This window comes from Alkalimonas sp. NCh-2 (genome assembly GCF_039631345.1).
Taxonomy (GTDB): Bacteria; Pseudomonadota; Gammaproteobacteria; order Enterobacterales; family Alteromonadaceae; genus Alkalimonas; species Alkalimonas mucilaginosa.
Window position 1 is genome coordinate 845,783 of record NZ_JBDIUV010000001.1, and the last position, 22,165, is coordinate 867,947.

Sequence of the window (22,165 nt, forward strand, 5' to 3'; positions counted from 1 at the left end):
CATGATGCTCGTATCAATGACCTATTGTAGCAAGCCGCTTCTGCCATGACGACTCTTGCGCTGCATCACCGCATTCTGTTGCTGATTGTTGCACCCACATTCTTTATCAGTGTTTCGCTGGGCTGGTATTTTACCCAGGCCCGTACCCAGGATGTACGACACTTTCTGGAGCAGCAAGCCAGCAATATTGCCGAGCCACTGGCATTGGCCAGTACTGAAGCCCTGGCAAATCGCAATCAGCAAGCACTGCGACAATTATTGGATATCAGCCATCGCAAAAATTCACCCCTGGTGAAAAGCATCGCTGTGTTCGATACACAGCACCAGCTCTTTGCTACCAGCAATCACTTCCCACATATTTCACGGTTGCAACTCACCACCTACTCCCCCCCCTTGCAATTTACCGAGCTGGAATCAGCCCCGGACTGGCTCATCATCCGCACCCCTATCTGGTTGAATGCGGAGCAGGGTGTGCAAAGTGAGTTACTAGGCTACCTTGCTGTGCAACTGCAACGCGACTCGCTAAGATTAGCCCGTCAATCATCCATGTTATCTTCCATCATTGCGGTCCTGGTGGCCTTGCTGCTCAGTGCCATTCTCGGCTGGTTGGCCAGTCGAACCCTCACCCGCCCCATTCAGGCCATGCTGCAGTTACTGCAACAACATCAACACTTACTGACTCAAGACCCCGACGCTCCCACCGCCAGCCATGAAATGGAGCAACTGGCACAGGGCCTCCACAGCCTGATACTCTGCTGTCAAAGCCTGCAAGATGATATGCAGTACCAGATAGAGCAAGTAACGGCCGATCTTGAACAAAGCATGGAGCAATTAGAAGTCCAGAGTATTGAGCTGGAACTGGGTAAGCGTAAAGCCATGGAGGAAAACCGACAAAAAACCGAATTTCTTGCCAAAATGAGCCATGAACTCCGCACCCCTTTAAATGGCGTGCTAGGTTTTACCCGGCAACTGTTAAAGACTCAGCTCAGCGCCAGCCAGTATGACTACCTGCAAACCATCCAAAAGTCCGCCAATAGCCTGCTGGTGCTGGTGAACGATGTGCTCGACTTTGCCCGGCTGGAAGAAGGCCGGATGCCGCTTAACCCACAACCTGTATCATTACGCGAGTTACTGGATGATGCGACCGAATTGCTGGCAGCCCAGGCCTTTGAGAAACATCTTGAGCTAGCCTTAATCATCGATCCCAGTTGTCCGGATGATGTGGTGGTCGATGCTACGCGGCTGACGCAGGTACTGATGAATGTTGCCGGCAATGCCATCAAGTTTACTGAGCGCGGTAGCGTGGTGATCCGGGTTCGCGCCAGCATTCTTTCCGAGCATCAGCTAAGTTTGCACCTTTCCGTACAGGATACCGGGATAGGGTTAACCGAAGAACAGTTGCAACAGGTCTTTCGCAGCGCCGGTAACCACAAGGTGAACTCAGGCAAGTACACGGGCGCAGGTCTGGGCTTGATGATTTCTCAGAAGCTAGTCCATGCAATGAACGGCCACATAGGGGTCGAAAGCCAATGGGGCAAAGGTGCCACTTTCTGGTTTACTCTGGAGTGCAAACGTCACCCCACCACGGTCGCGGAACCGCTGCCAGTCCATCTACTGGATGGAAAGCGACTGCTTTACTTTGAGCCACAGCAATACTCACGCGAGGCTGGCCTTCACTTACTGCATAGCTGGGGCTTGCATGTGACGCCTTGCGCCACTCAGGCGCAATTGCAGCAAGCGCTGGCTCATCAACAACACTATGATCTGGCGCTGCTCGGGCGCACGCTATCACTGCATCAGCTCAACCAAATTCAAGAGCTGGTACAACGGGTGAAGCCACATTGCGATCACTGCTTCTTGCTGGTCAACACCCTGTCACCTCATCTTAGGGAAGCCATCCAGCTATCGGGAGCAGATGCGTGTTTATCCAAGCCGGTGCATCACCGTAAACTGGCCATGGTGCTGGCGCACCCCTACGCAGAGCCGGTAACAAAACACTCAGTTGCTTTAAAAGCGGCAAAAAGCAATGCACGCGTGCTGGTAGTGGATGACAACGAAGCCAACCTGAAGTTGATTCACACCTTACTCTCAGAACTGGTTGTCAGTGTAGATAGTGCCATGAACGGTGCCGAGGCCTGGCACAAAACTACCCGCCATCTGTACGATATGATTTTTATGGACATTAATATGCCGGTGATGGATGGCATCGAAGCCTGCCAGAAAATCCAGCAAAGCTCTTTGAATGAGCAAACGCCGGTTATTGCGGTCACTGCCCATGCAATCGCAGGAGAGCGAGAACGTCTGCTGCAGCTTGGTTTCGCTGATTTTCTTAGCAAACCGCTGGATGAACACATGCTGCAACTGACCTTGCAGGAACACCTGAAGCTCAGCAAGCCGGCCCAGCCAGCCAGGCCAGAGCTGGTGATTCCGCACAGCAATTACATCGACTGGTCACTGTCACTCCAACGAGCCGGGGGGAAAGCAGATCTTGCCTTGGAAATGCTGCAAATGCTGTGCAGGTCCTTACCCGAATCCTATCAGTTGATCCAACAAGCCTGGCAGGCACAGGATACAGAGCAGTTGTTGCAGCACGTCCATAAATTGCATGGTGCCACTTGTTACAGCGGTGTGCCACAACTTAAGCAGCTGACAGAACAGCTTGAGACACAGCTTAAGCGCGGCCAAAGCCTTGCACAACTCGAGCCGGAGATGCTGGAGCTGTCCGATGTGGTGGAAGGGTTATTGCAGGATATTTCTGGCCAGGATTGGCAGCAACTGATAGGCCCCTCGCAGCAGCCTGCTTAAATCAGCGCTCCAGAATCACAGTGGCGCAGGCATAGTCCTGCTCGTCACTGATACTCAGCCAGCAATTCGTGATCTGGCGTTGTTGCAATAATTGCTCGCTAAAGCCAGTGCAACGTAATAATGGCGCCCCCAGCTCATCGTGATCGATCTGAAACTGTTGCCAGGAAACACCGCGACCAATGCCAGTCCCTAATGCTTTTGCCGCGGCTTCTTTGGCAGCAAATCGTTTTGCCAGGAACCGGGCCGGCTGAGTATGAGCCAGATAATCGGCCAGCTCCACTGGTGTTAATACACGCTCTGCCAACGCAGGGCCTCGGGCCAGGCTTCGCTCAATCCGGCTGATTTGTACAATATCGGTGCCAAGCCCAGCAATAGCCATCAGCGACGCGCCTCCAGCATCAGTTGTTTCATATCGGCCACCGCTGCGTGCAAACCGCTAAACACTGCCCGGGCCACAATGGCATGGCCAATATTCAGCTCGTACATTTCAGGTATTGCCGCAATAGGCTGCACATTATGGTAATGCAAGCCATGGCCGGCATTGACAACCAAACCTTTACTATGGGCATAACGGGCAGCCTGCTCGATCCGTGCCAGCTCTTGCTGTTGTTGCTGCCCACTGCATTCAGCATAACGGCCGGTATGCAACTCTATATAAGGAGCCCCTGCGGCAAGTACCGCATCAATCTGACTGACATCCGGATCAATAAACAAGGACACCAGTATGCCTGCATCACCAAGCCGCTGACAGGCTGAGCGTACCTTATCCAACTGGCCGGCAACATCCAAGCCACCTTCCGTAGTTAACTCTTCGCGCTTTTCCGGTACCAGACAACTGAAGTATGGTTTAACATCCAACGCAATGGCCAGCATTTCTTCAGTCACGGCCATTTCAAAATTCAACCGGGTACTGATGGTTTGTTGCAACAGATAAACATCACGATCAACAATGTGGCGGCGGTCTTCCCGCAAGTGCACAGTAATGCCATCAGCGCCGGCTTGCTCAGCCACCAGGGCAGCATGCACCGGCTCAGGGTACTGGGTACCACGTGCCTGCCGCAATGTTGCCACATGGTCGATGTTCACACCCAAATGAATTTTAGACATCACAGTCTCCTAAAGCGAAGGGTCACCTGCCGGCGCCGTTGATTGAAAAAGCGCCCGGCTTTGCAAAGGTTTATCGCCAAGCCAGGGCTGCAGTAATAACCGACTAATTTGCTTGGCTGCTAACCGGCAATCGGCAGCAGCCCAATCCCCCTGACCAATCCTTAGCAGCACATGGCCCTGCCAGCCCCGGCCATCCGGCTGCCAGCCCTGCTCATGCTGCCAGAGATAGCACTGCTCACTCAGCAAGGGCAAGCCATCGGCATCAAGCTGCCAGTCCACCGGCTGCCCCAACTCGGACAATAAGCTGAACTCAAACTGCCGCAATGCCGGCTCAAGCAAGCTGGCTTGATGCTGCGCAAGCGTTAACTGTTGCAAAGCCTGTTGATACAACAAAAAAAGTTGCTCACTGGCCAGGTTGTCTGGCCAAATGCGGCAAATCAGTTCATTGAGATAAAAAGCACTGAATAAAGCCAGCCCTTGCAGTTGCAGGCCAGGTCCTTGCTCTTCCAGTTTTAACACTGTTTTTAATTCAGAGCGGCCACCCAGTTGCAGTGTTAATAATTGAAATGGTTGCAGTGGCTGCCGCTGTTTGCCAGTGCGTTTTCTTACCACTGCCGACAATCGCCCTAGCTCCGGCAGTAACAGCTGCAAGATCACTTTGTGCTCAGCCAAAGGTCGGCGATGCAGAATATAGGCGGAGTGCCATTGATCCTGGCAGTTAGTTTTCGCCATACCCCAGGCTGCGCAAAGCGCGCTCATCATCTGCCCAGCCAGACTTGACCTTCACCCAGATCTGCAAGAACACCTGCTGCTCTAACAAACGCTCCATATCTTTCCGTGCTTCGGTAGCTATCGTTTTAACGCGCTCACCTTTATTGCCGATCACCATCCGTTTTTGGCTTTCCCGCTCAACCAACACCAAAGCAGCAATATGGTAGAGCTTTTCTTCCCACTTAAAACGCTCAATCTCTACTGTCACCGAGTAAGGCAGCTCATCGCCCAAAAAGCGCATCAACTTCTCGCGCACTATTTCTGCCGCCATAAAGCGCATGGAGCGATCGGTGACATAGTCTTCCGGAAAAAAGAATTCGCAAGCCGGTAGCTGCCGCTGCACCAAAGCGCGAAGTTCAGCCACATTTTTCCCATTTTTGGCCGAGACAGGTACAATCTCAAGAAAATTCAATTGCTGACCCAACCACTGCAGTTGCTGCATCAGCTTTTCTTTATCAGCCACCTGGTCGGTCTTGTTCACCACCAGAATCACATCTTTCTTAGCGGCAATCAGCCGGTTCAACACCATTTGATCGTCATCCGTCCAACGGGTACCTTCAACCACAAAGAGCACCAATTCAACATCCAGAATAGAGCTGGCTGCGGCCCGGTTCATCAGACGATTAATGGCCCGCTTTTCTTCGATATGCAGACCAGGGGTATCGACATAGACTGTTTGCACATCATCGCGGGTATCAATGCCAAGAATACGGTGCCGGGTGGTTTGTGGTTTACGTGAAGTAATACTGACTTTTTGGCCTATCAGCTCATTGAGCAGCGTAGACTTGCCAACATTAGGGCGGCCAACAATAGCAACCAAACCCGCACGGGTTGCTGGCTGGCTGGTGTCAATCTCAGTGTTCATCTTGGATCCGCTCCAGCATTTTATAGGCAGCATCTTGCTCAGCTTTACGTCGCGAACTGCCGCTGGCAACAACAGCTGCGCGGCCCTCGATACGACAACTGACGGTGAATTGCTGATTATGCGCCTCACCCTCGGTGTGCTCGACCTGGTACACCGGCAATGCCAACCGACGTCCCTGCAGATATTCCTGCAACCTGGTTTTGGAATCTTTTTGCTGCTGCGGGGTTATCTGCTGCAAGCGACTGGAAAACCAGTACAAGATCCGCTCTTTGCACACATCCAGGCCCGCATCCAGATAGATAGCGCCTAAAATAGCTTCAAAGGCATCGGCCAGTATCGACTCACGGCGATGCCCACCGCTTTTCATTTCTCCAGGACCCAGTCGCAGGTAATCGGCTATCGACAGCTCAGTAGCAATCTCTGCCAGCGTCACTCCTTTTACCAGACTGGCACGCATGCGGGTTAACTCACCTTCTTTCGCATTGGGGAAATGCTGGTACAGTGCTTCAGCAATCACCATGCTTAAAATAGCATCGCCCAAAAACTCCAGGCGCTCATTGTGCCGCCCTTTGCAACTGCGGTGTGTTAAAGCTTGCTGCAACAGCTCAGGCTGAGAAAAATCATAGCCTAACATGGGTATGAGCCGGCTTAACGGGTTTTGTTGCCTTATCATCTACTGAATACGTCCTATACGCTCGAAACGAACCCCACTGGGTACCCAGCGTGGTAGCACCCGATCCGGATTATCACTGAACTCAAAGCTCATCCAGATAAAGACAGCTTTGCCTACCAGCAACTCTTCGGCAACAAAGCCCCATTCACGGCTGTCCTGGCTGTTATCCCGGTTATCACCGACGGCAAAGTAATGGCCTTCAGGCACCACCCATTCATCAATAGCTGTACCACTTTGACGATAATAACGTTGCTTTTGCTCTGCCAGTGCCGGGGTCTGTAAAATGCTGTAGCTGCGATCACCCAGCCGCTCAGTGTATTGCTTTTGTGGCAAACCTTGTTGCGTAAACTCACTGTCACCGGCAAAGGTGTAGCGCACCTGCTCCAGGCCAGGGCAATTGCCTTGCAGCTCCTCCGGACAGGCACGTTGAATGAAAAACTGCTTATCACGATAAATCACCCGGTCACCAGGCAAGCCGATCACACGTTTAATATAATCCAGCCTCGGATTGTTCGGGAACTTAAAAACAGCGATATCACCATGCTGTGGCAAGCTGTTGCGGTACAGGTTCTTACGAAATACCGGATCCTTCACATCGTAGGCAAATTTTTGTACCAAAATAAAATCGCCCACCAACAGGGTAGGCATCATCGAGCCTGAAGGGATCTGGAAAGGCTCAAATAAAAATGAGCGCAGTACCGTAATAATCGCCAGGATAGGAAACACAGAGCGGGCAGTTTCTGTCAGCCACGGCTCCTTGGTAAGGCGGGCTATGGTTTCTTCCGGCAATTTACCACCAGCGGCAGCAACCGCCGTTTCCACTTGCTGGCGGCGTTTTGGCGCAAACAAACGTGCATCCAATAACCAAATCAAGCCACTGGTCACCGTAGCGAGCACTAAAAAAATTGCAAAGTATCCTGCCATAACATCCTATCCTGTGTTATTTGTCCATCCGCAATACGGCCAGGAAGGCTTCTTGTGGTACTTCCACATTGCCTACCTGCTTCATCCGTTTTTTGCCTTCTTTTTGTTTTTGCAGTAGCTTTTTCTTACGACTAACATCACCACCATAACACTTGGCAATCACGTTTTTACGCAATTGTTTTACCGTGGTACGGGCAATAATGTGGTTCCCGATCGCCGCCTGAATGGCAATATCAAACATCTGGCGCGGGATCAGCTCTTTAAGCTTATCCGCCAGCGAACGGCCACGATTTTGCGCAAAATCACGATGGCAAATCATCGCCAAGGCATCGACGCGCTCGCCATTAATTAGCACATCCACCCGTACCATATCAGACTCCTGGAAATGCTTGAAACTGTAATCCAGCGACGCATAGCCCCGGCTGGTTGACTTCAAACGGTCGAAGAAGTCCATGACCACTTCCGCCATTGGCAGTTCATACACCACCGCCACCTGACGACCATGGTAGGTCATGTTGATCTGAGTGCCGCGTTTTTCCACACAAAGCGTAATGACGTTGCCAAGGTACTCTTGTGGCACCAGAATATGGGCCTCGACAATGGGCTCGCGGATTTCAGCGATGTCATTGACCGCAGGCAAGACACTGGGATTATCCACCATCACGGTGTCACCGGACTTGGTAATGACTTCATAAATAACGGTCGGGGCAGTGGTGATCAGATCCAGATCATACTCCCGTTCCAGCCGCTCCTGAATGATTTCCATATGCAGCATGCCAAGGAAACCAATGCGAAAACCAAAGCCCAAGGCACTGGAGCTTTCCGGCTCGTAAAACAGTGAGGAGTCATTCAGACTAAGCTTGGCCAGCGCATCGCGAAAATCCTCGTAATCGTCCGATGAAATAGGGAAGACACCAGCATACACCTGCGGCTTCACCCGCTTGAAGCCCGGCAAAGGCGCCGTTGCTGAGTTTTTCGCCAGCGTCAGGGTATCCCCTACCGGTGCCCCTTTAATTTCTTTGATACCGGCAATCACAAAGCCAACTTCGCCGGTTTTCAATACCTGGGTTTCGGTAGCCTTAGGGCTGAAAATGCCTATTTTATCGACATCGTACACCTGCCCTGTCGACATCACCTTAATTTTGTCTTTTTTGCTGATTTGACCATGCTTAACACGGACCAAAGACACAACGCCCTGGTAAGGATCGAACCAGGAATCAATAATCAGCGCTTGAGTAGCAGCCTCGGGCTCACCCTCTGGAGCTGGTATTTTAAGTACAATAGCTTCCAGCACATCTTCAATACCGAGGCCGGTTTTAGCCGAGCACTGCACGGCATCGATGGCTTCAATCCCAATGATGTCTTCGACTTCTGCACTTACCCGCTCTGGATCAGCTTGTGGTAAGTCAATTTTGTTCAGTACCGGCAGCACTTCCAGATCCATCTCAATGGCGGTATAGCAATTCGCCACTGTCTGCGCTTCTACCCCCTGGCCTGCATCCACGACCAACAGAGCACCTTCGCAAGCTGCCAGTGAGCGACTGACTTCGTAACTAAAATCGACATGCCCGGGCGTATCAATAAAGTTCAGTTGATATGTCTCGCCATCCCGTGCCTTGTAATGCAAGGTGACGCTTTGCGCTTTAATGGTAATGCCACGCTCGCGTTCCAGATCCATCGAGTCCAGTACTTGTTGTTGCATTTCACGGTCAGACAAACCACCGCAATGCTGGATCAGTCGGTCCGACAAGGTGGACTTACCGTGATCAATATGAGCGATGATGGAAAAGTTACGGATATGACTGAGTTTTGGCATAATGTCTCAAATTGTTCAAACGCTGCGCCCTGCTCTGCTGATGCAGTTGTTGTACGGCAGCAGATGGCATGATTGGATTATCGGCGAATTGTACTCGATCCTGCGACGGCTGGCTATGTGATCTTCGACCGGGCTGTTTCAGTGCTTACCGGGGTCACTGCCAGCTCTGGCAATACCTCCAACAACACTACAGCATCCTGCTCCAGCTTTTTTGCCAACCTGGCTGCCAGTCGAAAACCACTCCAAAGTAGCACCACAGCCAGGCCAATGAGCCAGCCCTCATGCAGCAAAGGCTGCCACCAACTAATAACGGCAACCCCCACTAACAACAATAATAACGGTACCAGGTACAAGCTGAACGCAGCCAACAACAAACGTTGCTCAGTAGTACCAATGCGTACCTTTTGTCCCGGCAGGAGTGTCTCGCTGGTCACAATAAAAAAATGACTACGTCTGGGCGTGAAGGTTTTGGTGACAATGCCGGTGCCGCACTGCTCGCTGGCATGACATGACTGACAGGTGCTGACAGGGGTAGTTTCCAGCCAGGCACCGGTGGTCTCTAACTGACGCACAGTAGCGATTTGCTCAATCATAACGGACCGCATCAGCTATCTGACGCGCAATATCCAGAGTGACAGGCCCAATAACGGTGACATCAAAATGTTCAGCTGATTGCACATAGATGGTAGTGGCACCATCACGGTAAGCTTGCGGTGGTTGTTGATTAGGTTGCTGTACAAACACAGAGACCTGATGCAAGCCGTCACTAAGCAGCCAGTATTGCAGTAGAGGCATCCCCAGGCGAGGCAAACCAGGAGTATCTTCAGCCAGTTTAAAGCCAGATGGCAACCAAGCCAATGTAATGTCACTGGTATCCGCTTTGCTGTCTGTCACTTGCAATTGTGACCTATCCGGTATTGGCAAAGACAATTCCAGTAAAGCATTCAGAGCCTCAGGAAGTTGAGGACTTAACTGCAAATGGGTAACTTGCCAACGCTCCAGCACCTGGTGCCGTTCAGCTACCGTATCAATCCGCAGTGGAAACCCCGTCTCTACATCCAGCCATAGCCAGTAACTTAAACGGCCGGGGTGGTAGGCAGTTAACCGAAGCAACTGAGCAGATCGACCTCCCATTTGGCTGACACTGCCGGATACGGGATCATACAGCTGTTGCAGGTCCTCGACCGATTGATACAACAGTGAAGGTAATTCTTTAATGTAAGAGCTTAACGTAATAAGGGCTGGTTTTTCAGGCGTTAAGTAGTAAACCACCTTCCCTTTACGCAAGATATCGATACCGTCCACATCCAATGGCACCAGCTGCTCAAGGGATTGCTGTTCAGACAGACCATGCATCCAACGGAAGCTGGTGATTTGCTCCCCCTTGAATACCACGTAAGAAGCATCAAAATTCCTGGTCTGAACAGCCTGTTGGCTGCGTTCAAACAACTGCCACCCTTTTGACTCTGCCAGGACGCTTCCGGAAGAAATCGCGCTGGCAGTCAGCATTAGCAACAAAAACCATCGCATCAGTATTGTCCGTCAGACTCCGGTTCCACAACCGGCGCTTGCTGCTCAGATAACAGCGCTGAGTGCTCCAGGATTCGAACTTGCTGATGGTGGGCATTAAGCAGCTCTTGCAAACGACGCTGCTGCTCCAACATGGCTTGATGTGCATGTTGTTCCAAACGGGCATCCACCGTGGTTTGGCTTAGACTAACAGGGGTAGCAAAGCCCGCGACGGGCTGAGTATGCAACACGGGCAATGGCGTCATGAACTCCTGCTCCTGTGGCAACTGATAATGCTGCACACCTACCACCGCCATCAAAGCCACGCTGGCAGCAATTGCGGTTTGCGCTGTCGGCTTGAACCACTCAGCATTGGCGGCAGCCTGGAATCGCCGGCCGAGCCGTTGCAGAATAGAGCCATGCGGTTGCAGTTGATGTACCGGTTCTTGCTGCAACCTGGCAGCAAACTGGGCGGAAAAGTCCGTATGGATTTGTTGAGGAAGCTCTTGCCTGATAGCAGCACCAATCAGTTGATAGCGCTCAAACTGTTGCTGCAACTCCTCATCGCGTAATAGCTCCGTTAGCTGCTGCTCGGTCAGCTTTTGCTGATCAATAGCAGCCGATAGCCAGTCCGTCGGAAAGTTTGCATGCGACTCAGCCGGATTGAACGGCTGCATTTGCTCGGCAGACTGCCAGTGCTGTTGTTTTGACGACATAGTCATTCCTGTCATTCACTCATGCTTAGCTTAGCAAAGGTTTAAGCTGTAAGTCTATGGCTTCACGAGCACGGAAAATCCGGCTGCGTACTGTACCAATGGGACACCCCATCACATCGGCAATCTCTTCGTAACTCAGGCCATCCAGCTCACGCAAGGTAATGGCGGTTCGTAACTCATCCGGCAAGCTTTCAATGGTGTCAAATACCACCTGCCGTATTTCGTCGGAAAGCAATAGCTTTTCCGGTGAATCCTGCTCTTTTAACGCATCACTGCCATCAAAGTACTCCGCATCTTCTGCGTCAACATCGCTGGCAGGTGGTTTGCGCGACGATGCCACCAGGTAATTCTTAGCACTGTTCACGGCAATCCGATAAAGCCAGGTGTAAAAAGCACTGTCACCACGAAAACCTGGTAAAGCCCGGTAAGCTTTTATAAAAGCTTCCTGCGCTACATCAGCCACATCTCCATGGTTAGAGACATAGCGTGAGATTAAGTTCGTTATTCGATGCTGATATTTTTTTACCAGTAAATTAAAGGCAGCCTGGTCTCCCTGCTGCACACGCTGGACAATCTGCCAATCCAATTCTTGCTCGCTCATCCGAGCTTATCCCCTGTAACCCATTCTACTACTATCGTTTTTTGTAACTGGCGCTCGTCTGGCGTACTGGTTAGGACAAAAGGTGTCATAAATAGTTCTGCCCCTTGCAGGAAAAAAGTTACAATAAGCTTATGTCATCGCTATCATGAACGCGAGTCCAATTCCGGCAGCAGTGTATCTTATGACAGAGCAAAAAGAATACCCATGTGATGTACTTATTATTGGCAGTGGTGCTGCGGGGCTATCGCTGGCTTTGCAATTGGCTGATCATGCGAAAGTGTTGGTCCTTAGCAAAGGCGCCTTGCGTGAAGGATCTACCTTGTACGCCCAGGGTGGTATAGCCGCCGTGTTTGATGAAAATGACAGCATCGCCAGTCACGTCAGCGATACCTTAGTTGCTGGCGCCGGCCTTTGTGATAAAAATGCAGTGCAATTTACCGCCGAACATGCCAAAGAAGCCATGCAATGGCTGATCCAGCAAGGCGTACCTTTTGACCAATACCAGGATGATGATGGCAAGCTAAAGTACCACTTAACCCGTGAGGGGGGCCATAGCCATCGCCGTATTTTGCATGCTGCCGATGCCACTGGCAAAGCGGTACAAATCACGCTGGTTGATCAAGTGCGTCAACATCCGAATATCCGGCTGCTGGAGCATTATCATGCCATTGATCTGATTACCAATGACGATAAAAGTCGCTGTCTGGGTGCCTATATCTGGAGTCAACAGGTTCGTCAGGTAGAGGTTGTGCCCGCTCGTTTTGTTGCTCTGGCGACAGGTGGTGCCAGTAAAGTGTACCTGTATACCAGCAACCCGGATGTAGCCAGTGGCGACGGGATTGCCATGGCCTGGCGGGCGGGCTGCCGGGTAGCCAATATGGAATTTAATCAATTTCACCCAACCAGCTTGTACCACCCGGATGCGCCCAACTTTTTAATTACTGAAGCCATGCGTGGTGAGGGCGCTTACCTGAAACGACCGGATGGCAGCCGCTTTATGCCAGACTTTGACCCTCGCGCAGAATTAGCACCACGGGATGTTGTCGCCCGCGCCATTGATTATGAGATGAAGCGGCTGGGCGCCAACTGTGTTTACCTTGATATCAGCCATCAACCAGCCGATTTCATTCTGGAGCACTTCCCCACCATTTATGCCAAGTGTTTAAGTGTAGGACTGGATATCACCAAAGAGCCCATCCCGGTTGTACCAGCAGCGCATTACACCTGCGGCGGCGTCATGGTGAACCTGAACAGCCAGACCGATATTGCCAACCTCTACGCCATCGGGGAGGTTGCCTACACTGGCCTGCATGGTGCCAACCGCATGGCCAGTAACTCCCTATTGGAGTGCGTGGTATTTGCTCAGGCGGCTGCGCGTCATATCTTGCAAGAGCTCCCGGCCACTGCTTTACCCGAAAACCTGCCGCAATGGGATGAAAGCCGCGTCAGCGACTCCGACGAGGAAGTAGTAATTACCCACAACTGGCATGAACTCAGACTCTTTATGTGGGATTATGTAGGCATAGTCCGCACCGACAAACGGCTGGAACGTGCTTTGCACCGGGCAGAATTACTAAAACAGGAAATTCAGGAGTACTACAGTCATTTTAAGGTCAGCAACAATTTACTTGAGTTGCGCAATCTGGTGGTAGTGGCAGAACTTATTATCCGCAGTGCCCTGCAACGCAAAGAAAGCCGTGGGCTGCATTATAACCTGGATTATCCACACACCCTGGATGATGCCAAAAGCAGCCCGACCATCTTAACCCCGAGGCCATCTTAATTCACGCTGGCCTGCAGCCAGCGGCACTGCCGGATGACTCTGGCGATGGCACGGAAATCAGCATCGCTGCACTGATCTGCCAGTACCCAGCACCTGTGAGTACGGCCTTGAGGGCTGGCCTTATCGGGTGCACTTTGCCAGCACAACAGAATGGCCCAGGGCGACAGTAGACTGTGAGCAGTCAAAACCCCAGCCGGCCGGCAAGCTGGCAGCCAGCGTACTTCTCCAGCTTCCCCCAGTAGCAAAGTGACAGACGGCTCAGGCCGGTGCCAGCTTTGCCACCAGCACCAGGCAAAAGCAAATAGCGTGCACAAAAAAAGCAACAACCAGTGACCAGCCAATGGCAGTTGTATGCTGAGTAATAGAGCAAAGCCGAGCAGGCCAAGCCTGGCACCACGGCGCCAACGCGATGGCGTCAGGCTTAAACTAGACGCGTACACGGTCCAGAATCACGCCAACCAAACGTTGCAAGTCAGCATCCTCACTCTTGGCATGCCCCATAAACCAGGCAAAGAGATCCGGGTCATCACAAGCCAGTAATCGCTCAAAGGTCTGTTTATCCGCCAAGCTAAGCGCATCGTAGCCCTCCTCGACGAAGGGCGCGAGCAACACATCCAGCTCCAACATGCCACGCCGGCAAGCCCAACGTAAACGTGGTTTGATCATTAAGTCCGACATTCACACAATCCTCATCCGAACGCTTTAAGCTGGATTATACCTAAAAACAACAAGACCGATATGACTCGTCACAGCAAGTCACCAAGAAAATTTATCGCCTTCGGGGTTGAGCTTTGCGCAGATTTGCCCAATGATCTGTGTTATGTAATTTTATAAAAGAAACGTCAGGTTATGCAATCAAGCTGGATCCAGGCTGAACAATTAGCTCATTTATCCAATCAGACAGGCCCTGTCTGCATGAGCCCTTTACCCGGCTTTGATGTGCTGCGCATCCATGGCCCCGATGCAGAAAAGTATCTGCAAAGTCAGACCACTTGCGATCTGCGCCGTTTAACCGATGGCAATTTTTTGCGTGGCGCGCACTGTGATGCCAAGGGTAAAATGTGGTCCATTTTTCATCTGCTGCAGCAAAGCAGCAATGACTTACTGGTCGTTGCTTATCGTGATGAACTGGTGACTTCCCTGGCGCAATGGCAAAAGTTTGGCGTTTTTTCTAAAGTCAGTTTCGAACCTGGCCAACAGGAGTGGGCCGTCTTTGGTATCACTGGCAACCAGACAGCAGTTACAGAACTGCTGCAACAACTGGGTTTTCCCGCTTTACAACCTGGTTTGCGTCAGCAACAAGCAGGCTGCCACTTACTGGCATTGGCTGAAGATCATTACCTGCTGCTATGCGATCACAGCCAGGCCCATCAATGGCTGTCAGACAGCGCCTTGCCTTTGAGTGCGCCAACTCGTTGGTTACTGGCTCATATTCAACATGGTTTAAGCTATTTGGAGCAGGAAAGTATCGGCCAGTACGTCCCACAAATGCTAAACTTACAAGCTCAGGATGCCATCAGTTTCGACAAAGGCTGCTACCTTGGCCAGGAAATGGTCGCACGAATGAAATATCTGGGTAAAAATAAGCGTGCTACATATATTCTATCGGCCCCTGCCAACGGCACACCAGTCGCTGGCAGTGAGATAGAGATGCAATTAGAAACCAACTGGCGCCGGGCTGGCCAGGTCATCAATGCCGTCAATATCAATCAACAACTTTGGTTGCTGGCGGTACTACCCAATGATACAACAGCGAACACTCGCTTACGGTTGGCTGCAGAGCCTGATACCTTGCTTGAGTTGCAACCGTTGCCATACACCCTTCAATAATTGAGGTCTTCATGTCTATTTCGCAAAACAAAGTCGTCGCCATGCATTACAAAGTCACTGATCCGCAAGGCACGGAGCTGGACTCATCCTTTGGTGGTGATCCACTGATTTTCCTGTATGGCCACGGCTCCTTAATCCCCGGACTGGAAAAAGCACTGGCTGGCAAAACAGCTGGTGAAACCTTTAATGCCACCATCGAAGCTGCAGACGCTTACGGTGAACGTCATGACCAACTGGTACAATCGGTGCCAAGCTCGATGTTTGAAGGCATGGAAGTAGAAGTCGGCATGCGTTTCCGTGCCGCAGGCCCGGACGGTCGTGAGCATTCAGTGATTATCGTTGAAGTAGGCGACGAAGAAGTTGTCGTAGACGGCAACCATCCTCTTTCTGGCATCGATCTGACCTTCGATGTGGAAGTACTGCAAGTGCGCGAAGCCACCGCCGATGAAATCGCCCATGGCCATGCCCATGGTATCGATGGTACTGCAGGCCATTGAAATTCAGCAAAAGCCACTCCTCTGTGAGTGGCTTTTCCGCCTCAAACCGTTACAAAGCTTGACAGATTGGTCGATTCACCTTATTTTTACTTCTTTTCGCCGCTAACCCAAATAGCCAGCAGGCCGTATGAAAGATCAACTGCTCATTTCTATTTCCAGTGTGCATGGCTCGCGCCAATACACCATAGGTAAATTGCTTCGTCGCTATTTTGTGATCATTGTGATGCTGTTAGGGGCTCTGACATTGGCCACCGCGATCTTTGTCAATTACCTGTTGAATCAGGTCGATAAACACCATCAGCAGCAACTGAGCCTGGAGCAGCATACCCAGCAACTGCTGGCAGACATCACCAGCCTTGAAAGCCACAGAGCCAATCTGGAAGAGGAACTGGCGGTTCGCAGCGATGAAATTTATATGGCAACCAGCCGGCTTGGAGAAATTGAGCAAGCTCTGGGGCTGGAGCAGGATAGCAGTCAGAATTTAGACCAACGGCTGGACACCGCTACGATAAACTCTGCGGTTCGTAGCACCATGCTGCAAATGATCCCCAGCGGCTCTCCGCTGGAGTTTCGTTACCGCTCATCTCGCTTTGGCAATCGTACCCATCCGATCCATGGCAATCAACGTCATCACCGGGGTGTCGATTTAGCCGCCAACCGGGGGACCCCTATCTATGCCCCGGCGGATGGCGTGGTTGAAAGTGTCCGTCCCAGTAATGGCGGTTATGGCAATATGCTAAAAATACGCCACGCCTTTGGCTTTGCTACCCTTTATGCGCATTTACACGAGTTTAAAGTGACAGCCGGAACCTTTGTTGAAAAAGGTCAGTTGATTGCCACAGTAGGAAATACCGGGGCCTCGACAGCACCCCACCTTCATTACGAAGTGCACTTTCTTGAGCGGCCCATCAATCCTCAAGCCTTTATGGATTGGGATACCAGCAACTTTGATCATGTATTTACACAGGAAAGGAGCATTCAATGGGATTCTTTAGTCAGCATGCTGGAAACAAAAGTAAGCAATCAGCTGCTACTGTCATCGCACAAGGCAGCTCCTTCCACGGAAGTTTCCGACTAACCTGCGATATTCATATCGATGGTTATATGGAAGGAAAAATCAATACCGAAAAAACCCTGGTAATCAGCCGCTCTGGCCGGGTGAAAGGTGAAATCATTGCCGACAAGGTCATTATCAATGGCCTGTTTGAAGGTGAGTGTTATGCCAATCACGTAGAAATATTACCCGATGGTAAAGCACAAGGCTGTATTCACAGCGATGAGCTTAGCATTGAGCGCGGTGGTCAGTTTATTGGTGAAAGTCAGCCGACAGCAGAAGATCAAGTGGTGAAACTGCAAAAAAGTGAGCCCAAGCCAGAGCTGGCTGATCAAGCCTCTAAACAAGACAATGCCGCCAGCTAAACCTGGCTATACGCCAAAAAAAACCGTGCCAAGCTGGCACGGTTTTTTGCTTAAAACAGCTTAAGCGTTTTGTACAAAGTCTTCGCCCAGCTTGATATCACCTTGCAGGGTTGGCAACATATCATCCATGGCTTTTTGCTCAAAGCCACTCAAGCTACCGATTGGCAGCAAACGCTCCACGCCATTCTTGCCCAGCACCAAAGGCTGCGCAAAGAAACGGGCATGAGTACCTTCGCCTTCAACATAAGCGTACTCAGTCACTTCTTCACCCTGTAAACCTTTGACTAAAGACACGCAGAAACGGGCAGCCGCCTGGCCCATGGACAGTGTCGCAGATCCGCCGCCAGCTTTTGCTTCTACTACTTCGGTGCCAGCATTCTGAATGCGGTGTGTCAAAGAGGCTACTTCGTCATCACTGAAGCTTACGCCTGCTACCTGTGACAATAACGGTAGAATAGTGGTCCCGCTGTGGCCGCCAATCACCGGTACTGTGATCTCTGCCGGATTTTTACCCTTCAATTCGGCAACAAAGGTCTCAGCACGGATCACATCCAGGGTAGTGACACCAAATAAACGACGAGCATCATAAGTGCCGGCTTTTTTGAATACTTCAGCAGCAATAGCAACGGTAGTATTCACTGGGTTGGTGATCACGCCAACCAGAGCTTTCGGGCACTGTTCAACAATAGCTTCAGCCAGAGTTTTCACTACATTGGCGTTGACATTAAACAGATCGGAGCGGTCCATGCCAGGCTTACGTGGCATTCCAGCGGGGATCATCACCACGTCCGCACCTTTCAGTGCAGTTGCCAGGTCCTCTTTACCATAGCCTTTTACCTGAACAGCGGTTGGGATATGGCTTAAATCGACAGCGACACCCGGAGTGACTGGAGCCAAATCGTACAAGGCCAATTCAGTCCCTGCCGGTAAATCCAGTTTTAATAACAACGACAACGCCTGGCCAATCCCACCGGCCGCACCTAACACAGCTACTTTCATTGGTAATCCCCTTGTTCAGTTGGTACACACAGGCATAAATATGCATGCAATGAATAAAATCCCGAGCATTTTACCCCATTTTGCGGTAATTTACTGCACAGACTTTAGTAATAGAGTAACTTGATCAGATTAGCCCAGCCGTACAGAAAAGTGACCATTATGACCAAGCAATTAAAACAAGAAGCCCTGATCCAGGCATTTAAAAACTTGCTGAAAGAAGAGCGCTTTGGCTCCCAAGGGGACATCGTGGATGCGTTAAAAGCATTGGGCTTTGACAATGTGAGTCAGTCCAAAGTATCCCGTATGCTCAGTAAGTATGGTGCTGTTCGCACCAGGAATGCCAAGCAGGAAATGGTATACAGCTTACCACCCGAGCTAGGTGTTCCCACCACCAAAAGCCCGCTGCGCCAGTTGGTGCTGGATATTGAACACAATGATGTGATGATCATCATTCGGACCAGCCCGGGCGCTGCACAGCTCATTGCCCGTTTGCTTGACTCTGTCGGTAGAGCTGAGGGCGTACTCGGCACCATTGCTGGTGATGACACCATTTTTATCGCCCCAATCAGTGTAAAAAACATCAACTTTACGCTGGAAAAAGTCACTGAGTTGTTTGAAAAAGTGTGAGCCATCGCCCTGCAAGCAGGGCGGGTTTAGCGGCGCTCATACTGTTCCAGAAAACTTACCGAAGGTGCAAAAAAAGCAGCTCCCAAATCGGCCTGACAGTAATCCAGTAAACGATCATACCCATCCGCCTGCAACTCCCCTACGCCCAGTCGTTGACGGATAAAGGTTTCGAATGCTGTACTGTCGGAGCTGTAAGAAAGCCATAGCAGTCCCTGCTGTTTTAAATCCGCAAATGGCATATTTTGCGTCAATAAGGGGAGCGGCTGATTGCGGTTTTTATCCTGGAAAAAACACAGGCTATGACAATCTGCTTCCAGTTGCACCAACGGCAACCATTGTCCATCCGACTTGTTGCGCCCGATAATGGCCTGTTGCGCCGATACCGGCAGCAATTGCCAACGTTTCAGATCGTGCCGGAATCGCTGCAAGTGCAAATAGCTACCTGCTGCAAATTGCGGTTCCTGCGCGGTAGTCAGCAAAGCCAGCTCGCGTCGCTTTCGGCCCCGTACAGCTTCCGGTGCATCGATAAACCCCGTTAAATCGCGCCCATCCAAATAACGAAAACCACGCATCTGCTCCACCAGTTCAACGGCTGGTGCCAACAGCTGATACAACTGCTGCGCCACAAGATAGTTCACATCCTGCCGGTCGGAGCGAATTTGCAACAGCAAATCAAAAGCACTGGCTGGCATCAGCAACTCAGACGATTCCAGCACAGGAAAAGGCAGCAAACCCGCAGGTCGGGCTTCCGGATACAAAGTATCCCAATAGCTGGCACCTATCGCGACCACCCCGGTCAGCATGGCTTCGGAAAAATGATCAGCCAGTTGGCTTAATAGTGCAGGGATTTGTGCCAGTTGCTGACGTAAAAAAACCTCCTGGCCGTCGATGGCGTTTAACAACAAAAAATCACCATGCAAATTGGCTTCGGCACAAACTCCAAGCTGCTCTCTTGCCATGCGTGCTGTACTCCTTTCATCCTTTATCGTTTAATTTGTCCTGACCGGAGTGACCTTGAATAGTCAAATGACCGGCTCTTGTGTGAGATATATCTCACAAACTAGTGCGCCAAAGCGGCAAAAGATGCCATCCCCAGGTTGCGCACTCAACTTAACTGCATGTTTTATAAAAGATAAGCAAGAAAAAGTTACTTTTACAATAATATGACAGCAAAGTTTTTTTCCTACCCTCGGTAGCTGCCCTCCTCAGTTCAGCGCATACTAATCATGTCAGCGGATGACATGTTCAGGATGAACAAAGCGCCACAGGATGTCACTTATTATATGCAATTTTAAGTGAATAGCGATCCACAGGATGTGTAAGGATGATTCAGGACCGGTTCAGGACGAACCTGCATGATAAGGAATACATGCCGCACAGGAAGCAGGTCAGGACGACCACAGGACTCACTCAGGATGAGTGACATTGGCAAAGCAGCTAATGGCAGGATGCACAGGACACGCAACGGACAGCAAGTGACTTTCGGATAAAGTCAGTCAAGGGAGCAGGCAGGACGCCACGATCGACAGGATTTCGATTGACTAGCGCAGATGGAACCACAGGGACGAAGCAGGACCGCTCAGGATGAGTGTGAAGCAGCAGGAAGCAGCTTCTAAGGACAACAGGACACGGCAGGAAGCCAGGCAGGGAACCTTCAGGATGAAGGCACAGGAAGCCAGGCAGGGACAGCAACAGCAGGATGCTGAGCACAAGACGCAAGACGGCCGCTAGTAGTAGTGCGGCCGTTTTCTTTTGTGGTCGTTTCGTTTATCCCCAATAAAAAATCCCGCTGCCCTTACCAAGCTGCAGCGAGATGATCTCATTGCTTTCATAGAGTTTTGGTGGCTCGAACCCTCAGGTTCCTGCTAATCCGGTTTTACCTGTTGATAAGACAGAATCAGCCATGCGCCGGGAGACGCCACCGACATCTCCCGGTTCTGTTACTTTACTGAAGAGACAAATTCCGGGTAGGCTTCCACACCACACTCACTGCGATCCACCCCTTCGTACTCAGCTTGTTCACTGACACGAATGCCCATCACTTGTTTCAAAATGGCCCACACAATCAAACTGGTAGCGAACACCCAGACAAATATAGTGGCGGCACCAATTAGCTGGCCACTGAAGCTGCTGCCCTCATTGGTTAATGGCACCAGCAGCAAGCCAAACAAGCCAACAACACCATGCACTGAGATAGCACCAACCGGATCGTCAATTTTCAGCTTATCCATACCGATAATGGCTCCCACCACAATGCAGCCTGCGATAGCACCAAACAGAGTCGCCTGCAGTGGGGTTGGGGTGGAAGGTTCTGCTGTAATGGCCACCAGACCTGCCAGCGCACCGTTCAGTACCATGGTCAGATCCGCTTTACGGAATAGGATCACGGACAATATCAGTGCACCAATAGCACCAGCAGCTGCGGCCGCATTGGTGTTGACAAAAACCACCGCCACTTCGTTGGCATTGGCCATATCGCCCAGCTTTAATACCGAGCCACCGTTAAAGCCAAACCAGCCCATCCACAGGATCAAAGTACCGAGCGTAGCCAGAGGCATATTGGCCCCGGGAATTGCATGGGTTTTGCCATCGGCGGTGTACTTGCCTTTACGGGCTCCCAGCAATAACACACCGGCCAGGGCTGCAGAAGCACCGGCCATATGCACAATACCAGAGCCAGCAAAGTCGGAAAAGCCCAAGGCTTCTAGTTCGTACAAACCAAACACCGCCTGCTCCCCCCAGGTCCAGCTTCCTTGCACCGGGTAAATCACTCCAGTCAGTACCACTGCAAACACCAGGAAAGCCCAGAGTTTCATACGCTCAGCCACAGCACCTGAGACAATCGACATCGCCGTAGCAACAAACACAACCTGGAAGAAGAAGTCGGACGCACCAGCGTAAATAGAGTCACCACTGAAGCCATCTTCGCGGCCGGCAAACTCAGCCAGAGTGGCATCCACATCCAACTCCGTAATGCCACTTAAAAAGAAACCCCCCTGATACATCAGCTGATAGCCGCAAATCAAATACATAATGCAGGCAATGGAGTACAGCGCCACGTTTTTGGTCAGAATTTCGGTGGTGTTCTTTGAGCGTACCATGCCGGCTTCCAACATGGAGAAACCAGCAGCCATCCACATCACCAGCACACCACACATCAGAAAGTAGAAGGTGTCCATGGCAAATTGTAAGTGATAAATTTGTTCTTGCATGCTGTTTCTCC

Annotated in this window: 24 protein-coding genes; 8 read left to right on the forward strand and 16 right to left on the reverse strand. The window is 51.1% G+C overall.

What is annotated here, in order from left to right:
* The first annotated feature begins 45 nt into the window (after positions 1–45).
* Positions 46–2,805 carry a two-component sensor histidine kinase BarA gene (gene barA, locus ABC502_RS04090; protein WP_330086569.1) on the forward strand — a complete coding sequence of 920 codons (2,760 nt, stop codon included), beginning with the start codon at positions 46–48 and terminating at the stop codon, positions 2,803–2,805.
* A gap of 1 nt (position 2,806) precedes the next feature.
* Here the strand turns inward: barA and acpS are convergent, their stop codons facing one another.
* From acpS to rpoE, 11 genes are all read right to left on the reverse strand, one after another.
* Positions 2,807–3,184 carry a holo-ACP synthase gene (gene acpS / locus ABC502_RS04095; protein ID WP_330086568.1) on the reverse strand — a complete coding sequence of 126 codons (378 nt, stop codon included), beginning with the start codon at positions 3,182–3,184 and terminating at the stop codon, positions 2,807–2,809.
* The gene (gene pdxJ / locus ABC502_RS04100) at positions 3,184–3,912 is read right to left on the reverse strand and encodes a pyridoxine 5'-phosphate synthase (protein ID WP_330086567.1); all 729 of its coding nucleotides are present in this window, start codon (positions 3,910–3,912) and stop codon (positions 3,184–3,186) included. Before pdxJ ends, acpS begins: the two co-directional genes overlap by 1 nt.
* A gap of 9 nt (positions 3,913–3,921) precedes the next feature.
* A complete protein-coding gene (locus ABC502_RS04105; protein ID WP_330086566.1) occupies positions 3,922–4,644 on the reverse strand; it encodes a DNA repair protein RecO C-terminal domain-containing protein in 723 nt (240 codons plus the stop codon).
* Complete coding sequence (era, locus tag ABC502_RS04110; RefSeq protein ID WP_330086565.1) at positions 4,631–5,548, reverse strand: GTPase Era; 918 nt, start codon at positions 5,546–5,548, stop codon at positions 4,631–4,633. The genes ABC502_RS04105 and era overlap by 14 nt, the downstream gene beginning before the upstream one ends.
* Entirely contained in the window at positions 5,538–6,182 is a 645-nt protein-coding gene (gene rnc / locus ABC502_RS04115) for a ribonuclease III (RefSeq protein WP_345914964.1), read from the reverse strand. Before rnc ends, era begins: the two co-directional genes overlap by 11 nt.
* Before the next feature lie 39 nt (positions 6,183–6,221).
* Entirely contained in the window at positions 6,222–7,145 is a 924-nt protein-coding gene (gene lepB, locus ABC502_RS04120; RefSeq protein ID WP_330086563.1) for a signal peptidase I, read from the reverse strand.
* Positions 7,146–7,161: 16 nt separating this feature from the next.
* Positions 7,162–8,961 (reverse strand): translation elongation factor 4, encoded by a 1,800-nt coding sequence (gene lepA / locus ABC502_RS04125; protein WP_330086562.1) that lies wholly within the window; start codon positions 8,959–8,961, stop codon positions 7,162–7,164.
* A gap of 113 nt (positions 8,962–9,074) precedes the next feature.
* The gene (locus ABC502_RS04130; protein ID WP_330086561.1) at positions 9,075–9,554 is read right to left on the reverse strand and encodes a SoxR reducing system RseC family protein; all 480 of its coding nucleotides are present in this window, start codon (positions 9,552–9,554) and stop codon (positions 9,075–9,077) included.
* Positions 9,547–10,491, reverse strand: a complete 945-nt coding sequence (locus ABC502_RS04135) for a MucB/RseB C-terminal domain-containing protein (RefSeq protein ID WP_330086560.1) — start codon at positions 10,489–10,491, stop codon at positions 9,547–9,549. The genes ABC502_RS04130 and ABC502_RS04135 overlap by 8 nt, the downstream gene beginning before the upstream one ends.
* Entirely contained in the window at positions 10,491–11,186 is a 696-nt protein-coding gene (locus ABC502_RS04140; protein ID WP_330086559.1) for an RseA family anti-sigma factor, read from the reverse strand. Before ABC502_RS04140 ends, ABC502_RS04135 begins: the two co-directional genes overlap by 1 nt.
* 25 nt (positions 11,187–11,211) lie before the next feature.
* Positions 11,212–11,787, reverse strand: a complete 576-nt coding sequence (gene rpoE, locus ABC502_RS04145; RefSeq protein ID WP_330086558.1) for an RNA polymerase sigma factor RpoE — start codon at positions 11,785–11,787, stop codon at positions 11,212–11,214.
* Positions 11,788–11,968: 181 nt separating this feature from the next.
* Here rpoE and nadB point away from each other — a divergent pair, with 181 nt between their 5' ends.
* Positions 11,969–13,570 (forward strand): L-aspartate oxidase, encoded by a 1,602-nt coding sequence (gene nadB / locus ABC502_RS04150; RefSeq protein WP_330086557.1) that lies wholly within the window; start codon positions 11,969–11,971, stop codon positions 13,568–13,570.
* On the opposite strand, the gene ABC502_RS04155 is transcribed toward nadB, so the two are convergent.
* On the reverse strand, positions 13,567–14,010 hold the full coding sequence (locus tag ABC502_RS04155; protein ID WP_345914965.1) for a protein YgfX: 444 nt from the start codon (positions 14,008–14,010) through the stop codon (positions 13,567–13,569). The genes nadB and ABC502_RS04155 overlap by 4 nt on opposite strands.
* Positions 13,997–14,248, reverse strand: coding sequence for a succinate dehydrogenase assembly factor 2 (locus tag ABC502_RS04160; protein WP_330086555.1), 252 nt, complete (start codon positions 14,246–14,248; stop codon positions 13,997–13,999). Before ABC502_RS04160 ends, ABC502_RS04155 begins: the two co-directional genes overlap by 14 nt.
* 171 nt (positions 14,249–14,419) lie before the next feature.
* Between ABC502_RS04160 and ygfZ the strand changes: the two genes are divergently transcribed.
* From ygfZ to ABC502_RS04180, 4 genes are all read left to right on the forward strand, one after another.
* Positions 14,420–15,400 carry a tRNA-modifying protein YgfZ gene (ygfZ, locus tag ABC502_RS04165; RefSeq protein ID WP_330086554.1) on the forward strand — a complete coding sequence of 327 codons (981 nt, stop codon included), beginning with the start codon at positions 14,420–14,422 and terminating at the stop codon, positions 15,398–15,400.
* An 11-nt stretch (positions 15,401–15,411) separates the two neighbouring features.
* Positions 15,412–15,897 carry a peptidylprolyl isomerase gene (locus ABC502_RS04170; RefSeq protein ID WP_345914966.1) on the forward strand — a complete coding sequence of 162 codons (486 nt, stop codon included), beginning with the start codon at positions 15,412–15,414 and terminating at the stop codon, positions 15,895–15,897.
* A 127-nt stretch (positions 15,898–16,024) separates the two neighbouring features.
* Positions 16,025–16,975, forward strand: coding sequence for a M23 family metallopeptidase (locus ABC502_RS04175; protein WP_330086552.1), 951 nt, complete (start codon positions 16,025–16,027; stop codon positions 16,973–16,975).
* A gap of 14 nt (positions 16,976–16,989) precedes the next feature.
* On the forward strand, positions 16,990–17,316 hold the full coding sequence (locus tag ABC502_RS04180) for a polymer-forming cytoskeletal protein (protein ID WP_345915135.1): 327 nt from the start codon (positions 16,990–16,992) through the stop codon (positions 17,314–17,316).
* A gap of 60 nt (positions 17,317–17,376) precedes the next feature.
* Here the strand turns inward: ABC502_RS04180 and mdh are convergent, their stop codons facing one another.
* Positions 17,377–18,315: a malate dehydrogenase gene (gene mdh / locus ABC502_RS04185; protein WP_330086551.1), complete on the reverse strand. Its 939-nt coding sequence runs from the start codon at positions 18,313–18,315 to the stop codon at positions 17,377–17,379.
* 159 nt (positions 18,316–18,474) lie between these two features.
* Between mdh and argR the strand changes: the two genes are divergently transcribed.
* Entirely contained in the window at positions 18,475–18,942 is a 468-nt protein-coding gene (gene argR / locus ABC502_RS04190; RefSeq protein ID WP_330086550.1) for a transcriptional regulator ArgR, read from the forward strand.
* A 26-nt stretch (positions 18,943–18,968) separates the two neighbouring features.
* On the opposite strand, the gene ABC502_RS04195 is transcribed toward argR, so the two are convergent.
* Positions 18,969–19,901: a Dyp-type peroxidase gene (locus ABC502_RS04195; RefSeq protein ID WP_345914967.1), complete on the reverse strand. Its 933-nt coding sequence runs from the start codon at positions 19,899–19,901 to the stop codon at positions 18,969–18,971.
* Positions 19,902–20,526: 625 nt separating this feature from the next.
* On the opposite strand from ABC502_RS04195, the gene ABC502_RS04200 reads away from it, so the two are divergent.
* Entirely contained in the window at positions 20,527–20,673 is a 147-nt protein-coding gene (locus ABC502_RS04200; protein WP_330086548.1) for a hypothetical protein, read from the forward strand.
* 209 nt (positions 20,674–20,882) lie between these two features.
* Here ABC502_RS04200 and ABC502_RS04205 read toward each other — a convergent pair whose 3' ends face one another.
* Positions 20,883–22,154 (reverse strand): ammonium transporter, encoded by a 1,272-nt coding sequence (locus ABC502_RS04205; RefSeq protein WP_330086547.1) that lies wholly within the window; start codon positions 22,152–22,154, stop codon positions 20,883–20,885.
* Positions 22,155–22,165 lie beyond the last annotated feature (11 nt).

Bases quoted from the DNA above. Each gene is read 5' to 3' on its own strand.
- ABC502_RS04205 (WP_330086547.1), bottom strand. From the start codon at position 22,154: ATGCAAGAACAAATTTATCACTTACAATTTGCCATGGACACCTTCTAC.
- ABC502_RS04200 (WP_330086548.1), top strand. From the start codon at position 20,527: ATGAGTGTGAAGCAGCAGGAAGCAGCTTCTAAGGACAACAGGACACGG.
- ABC502_RS04160 (WP_330086555.1), bottom strand. From the start codon at position 14,248: ATGTCGGACTTAATGATCAAACCACGTTTACGTTGGGCTTGCCGGCGT.
- acpS (WP_330086568.1), bottom strand. From the start codon at position 3,184: ATGGCTATTGCTGGGCTTGGCACCGATATTGTACAAATCAGCCGGATT.
- pdxJ (WP_330086567.1), bottom strand. From the start codon at position 3,912: ATGTCTAAAATTCATTTGGGTGTGAACATCGACCATGTGGCAACATTG.
- lepA (WP_330086562.1), bottom strand. From the start codon at position 8,961: ATGCCAAAACTCAGTCATATCCGTAACTTTTCCATCATCGCTCATATT.
- ABC502_RS04105 (WP_330086566.1), bottom strand. From the start codon at position 4,644: ATGGCGAAAACTAACTGCCAGGATCAATGGCACTCCGCCTATATTCTG.
- nadB (WP_330086557.1), top strand. From the start codon at position 11,969: ATGACAGAGCAAAAAGAATACCCATGTGATGTACTTATTATTGGCAGT.
- ABC502_RS04175 (WP_330086552.1), top strand. From the start codon at position 16,025: ATGAAAGATCAACTGCTCATTTCTATTTCCAGTGTGCATGGCTCGCGC.
- rnc (WP_345914964.1), bottom strand. From the start codon at position 6,182: ATGTTAGGCTATGATTTTTCTCAGCCTGAGCTGTTGCAGCAAGCTTTA.
- ABC502_RS04130 (WP_330086561.1), bottom strand. From the start codon at position 9,554: ATGATTGAGCAAATCGCTACTGTGCGTCAGTTAGAGACCACCGGTGCC.
- ABC502_RS04135 (WP_330086560.1), bottom strand. From the start codon at position 10,491: ATGCGATGGTTTTTGTTGCTAATGCTGACTGCCAGCGCGATTTCTTCC.
- ABC502_RS04140 (WP_330086559.1), bottom strand. From the start codon at position 11,186: ATGTCGTCAAAACAACAGCACTGGCAGTCTGCCGAGCAAATGCAGCCG.
- rpoE (WP_330086558.1), bottom strand. From the start codon at position 11,787: ATGAGCGAGCAAGAATTGGATTGGCAGATTGTCCAGCGTGTGCAGCAG.
- argR (WP_330086550.1), top strand. From the start codon at position 18,475: ATGACCAAGCAATTAAAACAAGAAGCCCTGATCCAGGCATTTAAAAAC.
- barA (WP_330086569.1), top strand. From the start codon at position 46: ATGACGACTCTTGCGCTGCATCACCGCATTCTGTTGCTGATTGTTGCA.
- ygfZ (WP_330086554.1), top strand. From the start codon at position 14,420: ATGCAATCAAGCTGGATCCAGGCTGAACAATTAGCTCATTTATCCAAT.
- era (WP_330086565.1), bottom strand. From the start codon at position 5,548: ATGAACACTGAGATTGACACCAGCCAGCCAGCAACCCGTGCGGGTTTG.
- mdh (WP_330086551.1), bottom strand. From the start codon at position 18,315: ATGAAAGTAGCTGTGTTAGGTGCGGCCGGTGGGATTGGCCAGGCGTTG.
- ABC502_RS04195 (WP_345914967.1), bottom strand. From the start codon at position 19,901: ATGGCAAGAGAGCAGCTTGGAGTTTGTGCCGAAGCCAATTTGCATGGT.
- ABC502_RS04170 (WP_345914966.1), top strand. From the start codon at position 15,412: ATGTCTATTTCGCAAAACAAAGTCGTCGCCATGCATTACAAAGTCACT.
- lepB (WP_330086563.1), bottom strand. From the start codon at position 7,145: ATGGCAGGATACTTTGCAATTTTTTTAGTGCTCGCTACGGTGACCAGT.